The sequence below is a fragment of the Ideonella oryzae genome (genome assembly GCF_024055665.1).
In the GTDB taxonomy this organism is placed as follows: Bacteria; Pseudomonadota; Gammaproteobacteria; order Burkholderiales; family Burkholderiaceae_C; genus Ideonella; species Ideonella oryzae.
This window is the reverse complement of the sequence record NZ_JAMXMC010000006.1, coordinates 298,456-313,149: the sequence shown is the minus strand read 5'-3', so window position 1 is coordinate 313,149 and position 14,694 is coordinate 298,456. Positions and strand designations below refer to the sequence as shown.

Annotated in this window: 8 protein-coding genes, 2 tRNA genes and 4 rRNA genes; 7 read left to right on the top strand and 7 right to left on the bottom strand. The window is 63.7% G+C overall.

The window, feature by feature from the left end; translation table 11 throughout:
* From rrf (M0L44_RS12280) to rrf (M0L44_RS12255), 6 genes are all read left to right on the top strand, one after another.
* Positions 1–113 (top strand): 5S ribosomal RNA (gene rrf, locus M0L44_RS12280).
* 262 nt (positions 114–375) lie between these two features.
* A 16S ribosomal RNA gene (locus M0L44_RS12275) occupies positions 376–1,904 on the top strand.
* 164 nt (positions 1,905–2,068) lie between these two features.
* Positions 2,069–2,145: transfer RNA gene (locus M0L44_RS12270), tRNA-Ile, on the top strand.
* 27 nt (positions 2,146–2,172) lie between these two features.
* Positions 2,173–2,248, top strand: a tRNA-Ala gene (locus tag M0L44_RS12265).
* A gap of 340 nt (positions 2,249–2,588) precedes the next feature.
* Positions 2,589–5,462: ribosomal RNA gene (locus M0L44_RS12260) — 23S ribosomal RNA — on the top strand.
* A 151-nt stretch (positions 5,463–5,613) separates the two neighbouring features.
* Positions 5,614–5,726: ribosomal RNA gene (gene rrf, locus M0L44_RS12255) — 5S ribosomal RNA — on the top strand.
* The 16S, 23S and 5S rRNA genes sit together here with 2 tRNA genes alongside, the layout of an rRNA operon.
* A gap of 88 nt (positions 5,727–5,814) precedes the next feature.
* Here the strand turns inward: rrf (M0L44_RS12255) and M0L44_RS12250 are convergent.
* From M0L44_RS12250 to M0L44_RS12220, 7 genes are all read right to left on the bottom strand, one after another.
* Entirely contained in the window at positions 5,815–7,095 is a 1,281-nt protein-coding gene (locus tag M0L44_RS12250; protein WP_252769980.1) for a nucleotide disphospho-sugar-binding domain-containing protein, read from the bottom strand.
* Positions 7,092–8,354, bottom strand: a complete 1,263-nt coding sequence (locus M0L44_RS12245; protein ID WP_252769979.1) for a hypothetical protein — start codon at positions 8,352–8,354, stop codon at positions 7,092–7,094. Before M0L44_RS12245 ends, M0L44_RS12250 begins: the two co-directional genes overlap by 4 nt.
* 13 nt (positions 8,355–8,367) lie before the next feature.
* Complete coding sequence (locus M0L44_RS12240; RefSeq protein WP_354004126.1) at positions 8,368–8,712, bottom strand: hypothetical protein; 345 nt, start codon at positions 8,710–8,712, stop codon at positions 8,368–8,370.
* Positions 8,709–10,124, bottom strand: a complete 1,416-nt coding sequence (locus M0L44_RS12235) for a cytochrome P450 (protein WP_252769977.1) — start codon at positions 10,122–10,124, stop codon at positions 8,709–8,711. The genes M0L44_RS12240 and M0L44_RS12235 overlap by 4 nt, the downstream gene beginning before the upstream one ends.
* The gene (locus tag M0L44_RS12230; RefSeq protein ID WP_252769976.1) at positions 10,121–11,284 is read right to left on the bottom strand and encodes a hypothetical protein; all 1,164 of its coding nucleotides are present in this window, start codon (positions 11,282–11,284) and stop codon (positions 10,121–10,123) included. The genes M0L44_RS12235 and M0L44_RS12230 overlap by 4 nt, the downstream gene beginning before the upstream one ends.
* A 76-nt stretch (positions 11,285–11,360) precedes the next feature.
* The gene (locus M0L44_RS12225; protein ID WP_252769975.1) at positions 11,361–12,302 is read right to left on the bottom strand and encodes an MBL fold metallo-hydrolase; all 942 of its coding nucleotides are present in this window, start codon (positions 12,300–12,302) and stop codon (positions 11,361–11,363) included.
* Positions 12,299–14,035 (bottom strand): long-chain-fatty-acid--CoA ligase, encoded by a 1,737-nt coding sequence (locus M0L44_RS12220; protein WP_252769974.1) that lies wholly within the window; start codon positions 14,033–14,035, stop codon positions 12,299–12,301. The genes M0L44_RS12225 and M0L44_RS12220 overlap by 4 nt, the downstream gene beginning before the upstream one ends.
* Before the next feature lie 133 nt (positions 14,036–14,168).
* Between M0L44_RS12220 and M0L44_RS12215 the strand changes: the two genes are divergently transcribed.
* Positions 14,169–14,693, top strand: coding sequence for a hypothetical protein (locus M0L44_RS12215; protein ID WP_252769973.1), 525 nt, complete (start codon positions 14,169–14,171; stop codon positions 14,691–14,693).
* The last annotated feature ends 1 nt before the right edge of the window (position 14,694 follow it).

Genomic DNA, 14,694 nt, shown 5'->3' with positions numbered 1-14,694 from the left:
CCTGATGACCATAGCGAGGTGGTCCCACTCCTTCCCATCCCGAACAGGACAGTGAAACGCCTCTGCGCCGATGATAGTGCGGATTCCCGTGTGAAAGTAGGACATCGTCAGGCTAATATCCGAGTGAAACGCCAGGCTTTGCCTGGCGTTTTTCTTCCCTTAAGGATGAGATCGTGCTATGATCCCATCCTTCAGTGAAGAACTGATCGATCAGCGGATCGAACCGGTTGCAAGACCGAGCTCTTTAACAAGTAACAGCCGATAAGCGTGGGCGTTTGAAGGCGAGTGCCAAGAGTCTTAGGACTCGAGGTCTACGGACTTTAAATGCTCATGGAAGTGAAGTTCACTTCAATTCTTTGAGCGAAATTCAAGATCGAACTGAAGAGTTTGATCCTGGCTCAGATTGAACGCTGGCGGCATGCCTTACACATGCAAGTCGAACGGTAACGCGGGGCAACCTGGCGACGAGTGGCGAACGGGTGAGTAATGCATCGGAACGTGCCCAGTAGTGGGGGATAGCCCGGCGAAAGCCGGATTAATACCGCATACGACCTACGGGTGAAAGGGGGGGATCGCAAGACCTCTCGCTATTGGAGCGGCCGATGTCAGATTAGGTAGTTGGTGGGGTAAAGGCCTACCAAGCCGACGATCTGTAGCTGGTCTGAGAGGACGACCAGCCACACTGGGACTGAGACACGGCCCAGACTCCTACGGGAGGCAGCAGTGGGGAATTTTGGACAATGGACGCAAGTCTGATCCAGCCATGCCGCGTGCGGGAAGAAGGCCTTCGGGTTGTAAACCGCTTTTGTCAGGGAAGAAATCTTCTGGGTTAATACCTCGGGAGGATGACGGTACCTGAAGAATAAGCACCGGCTAACTACGTGCCAGCAGCCGCGGTAATACGTAGGGTGCAAGCGTTAATCGGAATTACTGGGCGTAAAGCGTGCGCAGGCGGTTTTGTAAGACAGAGGTGAAATCCCCGGGCTCAACCTGGGAACTGCCTTTGTGACTGCAAGGCTTGAGTGCGGCAGAGGGGGATGGAATTCCGCGTGTAGCAGTGAAATGCGTAGATATGCGGAGGAACACCGATGGCGAAGGCAATCCCCTGGGCCTGCACTGACGCTCATGCACGAAAGCGTGGGGAGCAAACAGGATTAGATACCCTGGTAGTCCACGCCCTAAACGATGTCAACTGGTTGTTGGGAAGGTTCCTTCTCAGTAACGTAGCTAACGCGTGAAGTTGACCGCCTGGGGAGTACGGCCGCAAGGTTGAAACTCAAAGGAATTGACGGGGACCCGCACAAGCGGTGGATGATGTGGTTTAATTCGATGCAACGCGAAAAACCTTACCTACCCTTGACATGGCAGGAATCCTGAAGAGATTTAGGAGTGCTCGAAAGAGAACCTGCACACAGGTGCTGCATGGCCGTCGTCAGCTCGTGTCGTGAGATGTTGGGTTAAGTCCCGCAACGAGCGCAACCCTTGTCATTAGTTGCTACGAAAGGGCACTCTAATGAGACTGCCGGTGACAAACCGGAGGAAGGTGGGGATGACGTCAGGTCCTCATGGCCCTTATGGGTAGGGCTACACACGTCATACAATGGCCGGTACAGAGGGCTGCCAACCCGCGAGGGGGAGCCAATCCCAGAAAACCGGTCGTAGTCCGGATCGCAGTCTGCAACTCGACTGCGTGAAGTCGGAATCGCTAGTAATCGCGGATCAGCTTGCCGCGGTGAATACGTTCCCGGGTCTTGTACACACCGCCCGTCACACCATGGGAGCGGGTTCTGCCAGAAGTAGTTAGCCTAACCGCAAGGAGGGCGATTACCACGGCAGGGTTCGTGACTGGGGTGAAGTCGTAACAAGGTAGCCGTATCGGAAGGTGCGGCTGGATCACCTCCTTTCTGGAAAAAGCACTCTGCTTTCTTGCGTCCACACTTATCGGCTGTGAAAACACAGTAGTGGTTAATTGGTGAAACGTGCGAGCCTGGAGAAAGCGTCAAGTTGGCGTCCGACTGCCAGGAGACGCAGATGACGCCAGGCGCCGCGCGGCTCCAAAGAGATGCGTGGGTCTGTAGCTCAGTCGGTTAGAGCACCGTCTTGATAAGGCGGGGGTCGTTGGTTCGAATCCAACCAGACCCACCAAGCGTTCTTGAGAGTGATCGAGAGAATGGGGGATTAGCTCAGCTGGGAGAGCACCTGCTTTGCAAGCAGGGGGTCGTCGGTTCGATCCCGTCATCCTCCACCAGGATCTTGGACGATCGAGAATCTGGATTCATCAAGTACTTCCACGCGACTGAAGCGAACGCAAACCTAAGGCATTGAGCTTTAGGTTTGTCTTCGTTGAGAAGGCTGTGTTCTTTAACAATTCAAAGAGTCGAATCAGCGTTGTCGACGGAAAGTTGGTTGGGGGTAAAGGCCTGATCAGCACCGTGCCGTCGGCAACATATGATTGCGTCACCAGACTTCAACTCGAATATGAGTTGTAGAACGGCATAACGCGAATACTCACAAGCTGGTCGTTCTAGCGTGGACGATCAGCACCAGTCCTTGATCGACGTTCTTAGCATTGGACGTCAAAGTTATAGGGTCAAGTGACTAAGTGCATGTGGTGGATGCCTTGGCGATTACAGGCGACGAAGGACGTGATAGCCTGCGATAAGCTTCGGGGAGCTGGCAAATTAGCTTTGATCCGGAGATTTCCGAATGGGGAAACCCACCCTTAGGGGTATCAACATCTGAATACATAGGGTGTTGAGGCGAACCGGGTGAACTGAAACATCTCAGTAGCTCGAGGAATAGACATCAACCGAGATTCCGAAAGTAGTGGCGAGCGAAATCGGAACAGCCTGTGCTCTTTAGCAAGTTTCTTATCAGAACGGTCTGGAAAGTCCGGCCACAGCGGGTGATAGCCCCGTATGGAAAAAGAAGTTTGTGGAACTAGGTGCACGACAAGTAGGGCGGGACACGTGAAATCCTGTCTGAAGATGGGGGGACCATCCTCCAAGGCTAAATACTCGTAATCGACCGATAGTGAACAAGTACCGTGAGGGAAAGGCGAAAAGAACCCCGGGAGGGGAGTGAAATAGATCCTGAAACCGCATGCATACAAAAAGTCGGAGCCCGAAAGGGTGACGGCGTACCTTTTGTATAATGGGTCAGCGACTTACATTCAGTGGCAAGGTTAACCGAATAGGGAAGCCGAAGAGAAATCGAGTCCGAATAGGGCGTCTAGTCGCTGGGTGTAGACCCGAAACCAGGTGATCTATCCATGGCCAGGATGAAGGTGCGGTAACACGCACTGGAGGTCCGAACCGACTAGTGTTGCAAAACTAGCGGATGAGCTGTGGATAGGGGTGAAAGGCTAAACAAACCTGGAGATAGCTGGTTCTCTCCGAAAACTATTTAGGTAGTGCCTCAAGTATTACCGTCGGGGGTAGAGCACTGTTTAGGCTAGGGGGTCATGGCGACTTACCAAACCTTGGCAAACTCCGAATACCGATGAGTACAGCTTGGGAGACAGAGCACCGGGTGCTAACGTCCGGACTCAAGAGGGAAACAACCCAGACCGCCAGCTAAGGTCCCTAAAATTGGCTAAGTGGGAAACGAAGTGGGAAGGCTAAAACAGTCAGGATGTTGGCTTAGAAGCAGCCACCATTTAAAGAAAGCGTAATAGCTCACTGATCGAGTCGTCCTGCGCGGAAGATGTAACGGGGCTAAGCCAGTTACCGAAGCTGCGGGTGCACAGCAATGTGCGCGGTAGGAGAGCGTTCTGTAAGCCTGTGAAGGTGGATCGTGAGGTCTGCTGGAGGTATCAGAAGTGCGAATGCTGACATGAGTAGCGTTAAAGGGGGTGAAAAGCCCCCTCGCCGTAAGCGCAAGGTTTCCTACGCAACGTTCATCGGCGTAGGGTGAGTCGGCCCCTAAGGCGAGGCAGAGATGCGTAGCTGATGGGAAACAGGTCAATATTCCTGTACCGATCAATAGTGCGATGTGGGGACGGAGAAGGTTAGCTCAGCCGGGTGTTGGATGTCCCGGTTCAAGCATGTAGGCGTGCTCTCTAGGCAAATCCGGAGAGCTTAGCTGAGGTGTGATAACGAGTCTGCTTGCAGACGAAGTGAGTGATACCCTGCTTCCAGGAAAAGCCACTAAGCTTCAGCTATTGACGACCGTACCGCAAACCGACACTGGTGCGCGTGATGAGTATTCTCAGGCGCTTGAGAGAACTCTGGAGAAGGAACTCGGCAAATTGACACCGTAACTTCGGAAGAAGGTGTGCCTTTAGTAGGTGAACCTGTACAAGGGGAGCCCAATGAGGCCGCAGAGAATCGGTGGCTGCGACTGTTTATTAAAAACACAGCACTCTGCAAAGACGAAAGTCGACGTATAGGGTGTGACGCCTGCCCGGTGCTGGAAGATTAATTGATGGGGTGCAAGCTCTTGATCGAAGTCCCAGTAAACGGCGGCCGTAACTATAACGGTCCTAAGGTAGCGAAATTCCTTGTCGGGTAAGTTCCGACCTGCACGAATGGCGTAACGATGGCCACACTGTCTCCTCCAGAGACTCAGCGAAGTTGAAATGTTTGTGATGATGCAATCTCCCCGCGGAAAGACGGAAAGACCCCATGAACCTTTACTGTAGCTTTACATTGGACTTTGAACAGATCTGTGTAGGATAGGTGGGAGGCTTTGAAGTACGGTCGCTAGATCGTATGGAGCCAACGTTGAAATACCACCCTGGTGTGTTTGAGGTTCTAACCTTGGCCCGTGATCCGGGTTGGGGACAGTGTATGGTGGGCAGTTTGACTGGGGCGGTCTCCTCCCAAAGTGTAACGGAGGAGTTCGAAGGTACGCTAGGCACGGTCGGAAATCGTGCTGATAGTGCATTGGCATAAGCGTGCTTGACTGCGAGACTGACAAGTCGAGCAGGTACGAAAGTAGGACAAAGTGATCCGGTGGTTCTGTATGGAAGGGCCATCGCTCAACGGATAAAAGGTACTCTGGGGATAACAGGCTGATACCGCCCAAGAGTTCATATCGACGGCGGTGTTTGGCACCTCGATGTCGGCTCATCTCATCCTGGGGCTGTAGCCGGTCCCAAGGGTATGGCTGTTCGCCATTTAAAGAGGTACGTGAGCTGGGTTTAAAACGTCGTGAGACAGTTTGGTCCCTATCTTCCGTGGGCGCTGCAAGATTGAGAGAGCCTGCTCCTAGTACGAGAGGACCGGAGTGGACGCACCGCTGGTGTATCGGTTGTCATGCCAATGGCATTGCCGAGTAGCTAAGTGCGGAAGAGATAACCGCTGAAAGCATCTAAGCGGGAAACTCGTCTCAAGATGAGTCTTGCCGGGGCCTTGAGCCCCCTGAAGAGTCGTTCGAGACCAGGACGTTGATAGGCTGGGTGTGGAAGCGCAGTAATGCGTTAAGCTAACCAGTACTAATTGCTCGTGAGGCTTGACCCTATAACTTTGATGTAAAATGCATCAAGGAACTGGGTGAGAATTCTAGTTATACCGTTCAAGTCGGTAGACGCAATCATCTGATTCACAAGACTCTTTGAATTGGCTTGGCCGCCCAGCACTTCCCAGTGCAGCAACCAGGCAACAAGTTAAGCCTGATGACCATAGCGAGGTGGTCCCACTCCTTCCCATCCCGAACAGGACAGTGAAACGCCTCTGCGCCGATGATAGTGCGGATTCCCGTGTGAAAGTAGGACATCGTCAGGCTAATATCCGAAACCCCGATTGCGCGAGCAGTCGGGGTTTTCTCTTTTGGGGCGTACTCAGGCGAGCATCACGGATGATGTTTGCCAGCTCATTCCACTGTGAGCAGCCCCACCGCCGCGGCAACCGCGGTATTGGGCGCCCCTGGCACCGAGTAGGGCGCGGGCGCCGGCTGTGCCCCGCGCCTGAGGGGCCGGGTTGCAATCCAATGGGCTTGCCGCTCGTCGGTGCTCCTGGCGATGGATGGCGGTATGACCCATCCCGCGCCCATGCGGTGAATGGCCGCGGCATTCTCGAACTGGTCGTACGCCTTGGGCAGGAGGAATTGGGGCACCCCGGCCGCCAGGCCCTGGGCGCAACTGCCGATTCCGCCGTGATGGATGAAGGCGTGGGCTTGTCGCAGCAGCGGCGGCAGAGCCTGCAGCGGCAGGTGAATGACCCCTTCCGCATGAGCAGATCCCTGGGCACTTGGTCTTCGCTCCAGCAGCACACAGGGTCTGCCGGACCGAGCGACCAGCGCCTGCGCGAGACGGCGCGCGCGATCCACGCCATGGGTGTCTGCGCTGCCACCAAAGATCACCCAGGGGGCGAGCGCTGCGGGCGCGTGCGACGGGTCGGCAAGGGGAGTTTCCCATTCGAAGTTTGGAAACCCAGCCTGGCGCAACAGCGCCCTGCGGTGTGATTGCCCCAGGGATCCCGCCAAGTGCCGGGGGATGGGGGCGAACAGGGCATCGTAGAGCGCCAGCCCGCCGTCGGGCGAATGGACCCAGTCTCCGAAGACACTGCCCTCGGGCGGCTTGGCGCCGACCTCCCCTGCCAGCCTGGAAAGCGCATCACGCGCCATCGGCTCCAGCTTCCAACGATCAAGCACATCCCAAGCCATGCGTCGCCACGGCATTGGCACCCAGGAAGGCAGCCGCCAAGGGCCAAGGAACATCGGCTCATCGAGGTTTCGCAGGGCCGCGGGAGACAGGTATGCGGTCCAGAGGCGAATGGGTGCGGTGTCACGGGCCAGACGTGCCCCCACAGCCAGGGGCGAGGCCAGCACGCGAAGAGGCTGCTTCTGTCCGGCGCCATCGCACAACGATCGCAGCGCATCCCAGGTGGGCCGGGCTGCAGGCAGGCACAGATGACGCCAGAACACCCCCAGGCCATCCACCGGGTGCCAGAGCTTCGGGTGGGCCAGGGTTCGCTGATGCGCGGCTGTGTCTGCCACCGGGATGAAGCGAAGACCCGCGCGCTCGGCGTCTGGGCCATAGGGGGCCTGGCTCAGCAGGAACACCTCGTGCCCCTGTTCCGCCAGGGCTCGGCCAATGGCGAGAAAGGGATAGAGATCGCCGGTGCTGCCCAGCGTGGCCAGTGCGAATCTCATCGGCCCGGGCTGCCAAAGCGCTGAAGTCCGCGGTAGTTCACCACCCCGGCCTGCTCGGCCGTTGCCTCGGCCAAACGCTTCGGCCCGGCTGTCCAACTCAGCACATCGCAAGATCCGGGGCGTTCCGTCGCCTGCAGATACTGGAAATGGCAGGCCATCTTGTCTCGCTTGAGCGCGCGGTAGCGCGCAGGGCTGAAGGCCTGCGCCCAACGCGGATTGAGGCACTTGGGTGCGCCCGGCGCAACTAGGTGAACCTCACCGGCGCCGTCCAGGCAGACCCGCGTCGGATCGCTCAGCGCGAAGCAACAGCCGTCGACTGGTGAGCTCACGTCCACCCAGGTGAGCAACTCGCTGGCGCGCAAGCACGCCAGTTCCTCACGGAAGCGCCGGGCCTCCGGCTGGTAGCTCAGCACCGGAATGCACTGACCCAAGGTCAGCAGAGACAGGGTGGGACGCGTGTGCGCGGAACGGCCCTGCCACTGCGGCAGGGCACGTGCCACCACGCTGACCGCCAGCATGCAGCCCGAACTGTGCCCCACCACCATCACCTCATCGATGGCATCGGCTTGCGAGGCCAGCGCCGCCAGGCTGGCCGCATGCTGGTCGATGCGGCGCTCCAGTTCGGGGGTGTGCCCCCGGGCCTGCCGCAGGATGTAGCGCGCGCTGCGCATCAGCCAATCCATCTGCACCCGCGACTGCAACCAGCCAAAGGCCTTGACCAGCGCGGCCAAGCCGCCCAATGCGCCGAGTGCCACCCCCCCCAGGGTCCAGGGCCCCGGCCACCACCGGGCCAAAGCGACCAGACCAGTCCCCCAAGCCACGCCGAGCAGGCCCAGCGCCACCAGACTGAGGGCCGGAAGGGCCAGGGCCATGAAGGCTGGCCAACTGGTTTGCAGGATGCGCCAGAGCGAACCATTGGCCACCATGCGGGCCGTGGTGCCCAGTGTCAGGGCGGCCAGCCGCCAGCGACCCCGGGGCCACTGGGCCCGCACCAGATCGTCCCACCGCAGGAAATGGCACTGGGTCTGGCCCTGCCCTCCCAGGCCGTCTGGCCAGTGCAAGGTCCAGTGGCTCTCATGGGGCCGGTCTCCCTTGCGCCTGGGGCCCACGGTCACCGTGCCATCCGGTCGGGCCGCGGCCGCCGCCATCGCCATCGCGTGGTAGCGTGCCGGCCCCTGGGGATCGAAGCCGCCCAGGTACAGCACCACGCGCCGGCGGACTGGGTGAATCGAAGGCGCACGGGCGGCGGATTCGCTCATCGACCGTGTGCCTTCAGAAGATCGTCTGCCGGTGCAGGCCCTTGGCCAGCACCAGATCCACCACCGGCTGCTCGCGTCGGTTGGCCCGTTCGCAGTGGTTCTTCTGGAAACGATCGGTGATCCAGATCACCGCCCGGGCCCAGCGCCGGTGCCGCATGCGCCAGGCGTGGGAAGACACCGATTCCCAGGCATAGCCGTTGAACAGGGTGGCGTTGACGAAATGGTCCAGCGCACGCACGCCGGCCCGCCCGCGCTCGGTGCGACCCACAAAGCCCACGCAGACCAGCAGCAGGTAGCCCGCCACCGCCAGCGGCACGATCACCGTCATCAACACGAATCCAGCCAAGCGTTCCTTCATCCTGCCTCGCGCGGGAAGATCTTCAGACGGATGCCATTTTCCGCGCGGATGGTGAGCCGGCCCACCGGCTCGGGGGACTCGCCCGGCACCGGCTCCACCCGAACATGGCGGGCCACAAGGGCCAGGATGAGGGCGGCCTCCTGCAGGGCAAAGGCCGCGCCGATGCAGATGCGCGGGCCCATGCCGAAGGGCAGATAGGCCTGGCGCAGCGATTCGCGGGTGCTGGGGGCGTCGGAGGGCGTGTCGCCGGTCGCCTCCTCGCCGGCATAGCGGTCGGGGTCAAACTCGTCCGGGCGGGCCCACAGATCGCGGTGGCGCTGAATGAGCCAGGGCGACACCACCACCGAACCGCCGGCGGGAATGGTCTTGTCCCGCATCGGGCAGGCCTGGGCTGACTGCCGGGCCAGAAAGCCCACCGGCGGGAACAGGCGCAAGGTTTCACGGAAGACGTCCCGGGCCAGCGTCAGATCCTTGATGGCATTGGCGCCCTCGGTGTCCAGCGTCGGCAGCACGCGGCAGGCTTCCTCGTGCAGGCGTTCCTGCACCGTGGGGTCGTGGGCCAGCAGATGCAGGGCCCAGGACAGCGCGCTGGCCGAGGTCTCGTGCCCCGCCAGGAAGAGCATGGCCACCTGGTCCACCAACTCGTCGAAGGCAAAGCCCTCCCCGGTGGCCTCGTCGCGCACGCGCAGCAACGAGGCCAGGATGTCGTCCTCCCCATCCGCACCCGCACGGGCCGCCTCGTAGCGCGGACGGATGTAGGCCTCCAGCAGGCTGCGGATCTCGCGGGCCGCGCCCCGGCTGCGCCGGATCTGCCACCAGGGCCGCAGCCAGCGCAGGCCGAAGAAGGCCGGCATCATCAGGCGCGGCGCCAGGGCCTGGTAGCGCGCGAAGGCGGCGAAGATGCGCTGGGCCCCTTCGCTGTCGAGTGACTGGGACAGGATGGTGCGCAGGATGATGTCGGCGGCCACGTGGGTCATCTCCATCTCCACGTCGTGCACGCCGCCCGGGGGCACCGCGCGCAGCCGCTGCACCATCGCGTCGCCCGCGGCGCGCATGCGCCCCAGCACCTTGCGCACCCGCGCGCCCTCGAAGGAGGGGTTCATCAGCGTGCGCTGCCGCTGCCAGACCTCGCCGTTGGTGGTGAAGATGCTGTCGCCCAACAGCGGGCGCAAAGCCTCGCCCAGCATCTCGTGTTTGGGGAAGGCGTCGGCGTGGTCCATCACCTGATGGACCAGCGCGGGCTCGTTGACCATGTACAGGTCCACGCCCGGCAGATGCACCTCGCCCATCTTCATCCGGTAGCTGCGCTCGTACAGCCCGTCCAGCCAGGAGCGGCGCTTGCTGAAGAACATGGCCCAGACGGAGGGGCGCCGGGCGGCGGGGCGGGGGTAGTGGGGGCAGAAGCGGCTCATGGCGTCTCGGGCAAGGCGGGGCCGCGGTCGCGGGCCTGCAGCGCCTGGTGGCGCTCGGCCAGGGACATGGGGCCCGCGGTGAAGCTCACCGGATCGTAGCCGCCGGGGCGCTCAGGGGCTCTGAGGTAATGCAGATGCAGGGCCTGGCGATCCTGCTTCAGGGCCGCATAGCTGGCCTCGGACATCGTCTGATGGAATCGTGGCGAGGTCGCATGGCACCGCGCCGGGCCACCCGCCTCCGTCCAGGGCGGTACCTGGGCAAATGCCGCCCAATCGGCTGGGGCGGTGAAATCCCACCAGGTCAGATCGGCCGTTTCCGCCAGCCGTGCCAGCTCGGCGCGAAACCGGCTGGCGCGAGGCTGCCAGGCCAGCAGCGGCGTGCAGTGGCCCAGCGTGAGCAGGCCCAGGTGCCGCGCGCAGCGCGGCAGGTCCGGCCCGCGCTGCAGCGCCCGGGCCAGCACCGCAGCCGCCTGGATGGCGCCGGTGCTGTGGCCCACCACCAGCAGCTCATGGGCTGGGTGGGCACGGGCCTGGGCCAGCAGGGCATCGGCCAGCGCATCCAGCCGCGCGTCCAGGTCCGGCAGTTCGCCCTCGCCCTGCGCGCAAGTGAAGGCGTACAGGCGCAGCAGCCACTCGGTGTCCAGCCGGCGCTCCAGCTGCCGCCAGAGCAGCAGGCCTGCCGGCAAGGCCACGGCGGCCATGGTGGGCGGCAGGCCCAGTGCCCAGCACAGCGCCGCACCCACCAGACCGGCTCCAGCCATGCAGGCCAGTGCCAGGCCCAGCGGCAGGTTGCCCAGCCAGAAGCAGGCCGGTGCCGCCGCGCGGATGCGGGCCAGGGTCCGCAGGGCACCCCGGCGCAGGTACATCAGTTGCCAGTCGGCCAGCACCCGGCGCAGCCCGCGGCCCCAATGGCGCAGCACGATGTCGTCCCAGCGCAGCACGGCATAGCGGGTGTGCAGGGTCGGGCCTTGCGCGGGGCGCCAATGCACGTCCCAGACGTCGCTCAGCGTGTCGTGGCTGTGGCGCGGGCCCACGCTCAGTTGCTCGCCGTCCGGTCCTGGCGGGTGCGCGCGGGCCGCCGCCCGGTAGAGGCGGTGGTAGTGGCGCGGTGTCTTGGGGTCGAAGCCGCCCAGGAAAAAGACCAACCGGTGCAGGGGCATGGACCGATTGTGGCGGTAGATGGTCCGGTGGCCCGCCCGCGCCAGGCGGACGCGGCTGTGTTCGGCAAGGCGCGTCTCAGCGCGAGGGGGTCAAGTGCAGCTCGGTGTCGACGCGCCGCACCAGGCCATCACCCACCAGGCCCTCGATCAAGTCCGCGGCCCAGCGTTCAAGATCGCTCGCCCCCAGCTGACGGGCCATGGCGACGAACAGGGGCGTCTGGACGATCCAGCGCTGCAGCCCCACCGCGTTCGCTCCCCCCAGCTCCATCAGATGAAACATCAGCAGGGCCCGGGCCGCATGGCGGGCATGCCGGCGCGGGTTGGCCTCGAAGGCGGACAGCCGGCTGCGGCTGCCGGCCAGGGCCTCGGCCACGTCCTCGAAGGGTTCGCCATGGCCCGGAATGACCCAGCGCGGGGCCAGTTGCTCGATCAGGTCCAGCGTGGCGCGGGTCTCGGCAAAGCCGGAGGCCTCTACCAGCTCCGGGAAGATCACCGCCAGCCGGTTCTGCCACAGCGCGTCGCCCGCGATCAGTGTGCGGGTCTGGGGCTCGAACAGCAGGATCGCGTCGGGGTCGTGTCCTGGCGCCGCCAGCACCTGCCAGTCCGCTGGGCCCAGGCGCAGCGGGCGGCCCGGCACGAGCACCCCGTCGACGGCAAAGCGCGGGCAGTGCTGCCCTGACGGGCGGTAGCTCAGGCGGTCCTCGTCCCAGTGCGCCACCGCCGCATGCGAGGCGGCTGGCACCCGCGTGTGCACCGGCCAGCGGGCCTGCAGCGCGGCATTGCCGCCGCAGTGGTCGGAATGCAGGTGGGTGTTGAGCACCTGCTGCAGCGCGGCTCCGCCCAGGGCGTGGTCCAGCAGCGCCAGGGTGTGCTCGGCGTGGCGAGCGTGGCCGGTGTCCACCACCGTGCAGGGCGCACCTTCGCAGGCCGCGAACACCGTCTGGTTGGCCGACAGCCAGTCGCGCTGCAGCACCTGCAGCCCCAGGGTGGCTGCGGCGGCCGCAAAGGCGCCGCTCATGCCACCACGGCGGCGGCGCCGTGGTCGCGCAGGGCGCGGCGCAGCACCTTGCCCACCGAGGTCTTGGGCAGCTCCTCGCAGAACTCGACCACCTTGGGCCGCTTGTAGGCTGTGAAGTTGTCGTGGCAGTAATGCCGGATGTCGTCTTCGGTGAGCGTGGGGTCGCGGCGCACCACGAAGAGTTTCACCGCCTCGCCCGAATGCGGGTCGGCGATGCCCACCGCCGCGCACTCGCGCACGCCCGGGTGCAGGTTCACCACTTGCTCGATCTCGTTGGGGTACACGTTGAAGCCAGACACCAGGATCATGTCCTTCTTGCGGTCGACGATGCGCACATAGCCCCGCGTGTCCATGATGCCGATGTCCCCGCTGCGCAGAAAGCCATCGGCGGTCATCACCTTGGCCGTCTCGTCCGGCCGGTTCCAGTAGCCGGCCATCACCTGCGGGCCGCGGATGCAGATCTCGCCCGGCAGGCCGGGGGGCACGTCCTGACCGGCGTCGTCACGGATGGCGATGTCGGTGGAGGGCACCGGCAGGCCGATGGTGCCGCTGAAGGTGTTGAGGTCCATGCGGTTGCAGGTGGCCACTGGCGAGGTCTCGGACATGCCGTAGCCCTCGACGATGGGGCAGCCGGTCAGGCGCAGCCAGCGCTCGGCCGTGGCCTGCTGCACCGCCATGCCGCCGCCGACCGAGACCACCAGCTCGGAAAAATCGAGCTTGGCGAAGTCCGGGTGCTCGGCCAGCGCATTGAACAGGGTGTTGACCGCCGGGAACAGGTTGACCCGGTGCTGGCCCAGCGTGCGCACCAGGCCGGCGATGTCGCGCGGGTTGGGGATCAGCAGGTTCAGCATGCCCCGCTGCGTGCTGAACAGCCCGCACAGGGTGAGCGCGAAGATGTGGTACAGCGGCAGGGCGGCCACCATGGTCAGCGGCCGATCCCCCAGCCGGTGCAGCACCGGGCTGAACCAGGCATCCATCTGCAGCACATTGGCCACCAGGTTGCGGTGCAGCAGCGTGGCCCCCTTGGACACGCCGGTGGTGCCACCGGTGTACTGCAGGAAGGCCACGTCGTTGGGGCCCAGCGGCACGCGCTGGAAGGGGTGCTGGCCGCCCTGGCGCAGCGCTTCGGCAAAGCGCAGCACGCGGCGCTTCTCCGTGCTGCCCAGGGTGTGCTCGGGCACCAACTTGCGCACGTGGCGCACCACGAAGTTCACCATCGCGCCGCGCCAGAAGCCCAGCAGGTCGCCCATGGCGCACAGCACCACCTGGCGCACCGGCAGCGGCTCGGTGATGGCCTCCAGCGTGGCGGCAAAGTTCTCCAGGATGAACAGCACCTTGGCGCCCGAGTCGCGCAGCTGGTGGCTCAGTTCGCGCGGGGTGTAGAGCGGATTGATGTTCACCACCACGCAGCCGGCCCGCAGGATGGCGCCCATCACCGGGTAGTACTGCGGCAGGTTGGGCATCATCACCGCCACCCGGTCGCCCTTGACCAGTCCCTGCTGCTGCAGCCAGCCGGCCAGGGCCAGCGACAGGGCGTCGATGTCGCGGTAGCGCAGGCGCGCGCCCATGCACAGGGTGGCATCGCGGTCGGCGTGGCGCTGCCAGGCGTCCTCCAGCAGCGACACCAGCGAGGCATGGCTCTGCTCGTCGATGGTGTGCGGCACATCGGTCGGGTACTGGCCCAACCAAGGGCGGGGCGGGGCAGCGGGGCTGCGCGGGTCAACTGAACTCATTTGGACTCTTGCGTGGGCGGGGCAGCCATCCGGCCGTGCGGTGCCCGGATGGTCGTTCAGGCCCGAGGGCGCGCGCAACGGTAGTTGTCCTATCGGGGCAGGGGGCTGCCCTGCGGCGTGCCACACTGTCGGCATGCGACGACGTTCTCTCTTGCGGCTGGGCCTGCTGGCGTCCCTGACGCTGGGCGTGGCCGGGGCCGGTGTGGCCCTGTGGACGCCGGGGTGGCGGCAGGGCCGCTTCAGCTCTCCCGCGCGGGCACTGTGGCGGGCCGTGGCGCAGGCGGTGCTGGCCGATCTGCTCCCCACCGGGGCGGCAGCGCGCGAGGCCGCGCTGGACCAGCACCTGGAGCGTTTGCAGGCCACGGTGGCCGGCCTGCCGCCCGCCACGCGCAACGAGCTCAGCCAGTTGCTGGCGCTGCTCGACCTGGCCCCCAGCCGGCTGGCCCTGACCGGCCTGCGCCATGGCTGGGGCGCGGCCGATCCGCAGGACGTGCAGGCCGCGCTGCAGTCCATGCGCCTGTCGGACAACACCACCCGCCAGCAGATCTACCACGCCCTGCGCGACCTCACTCAGGCCGCCTATTTCGCCAGTCCCGCCACCTGGGCGGTGCTGGGCTACCCCGGACCGGCCGCCCTGGCCGGTTCCGTCTCACCATGAC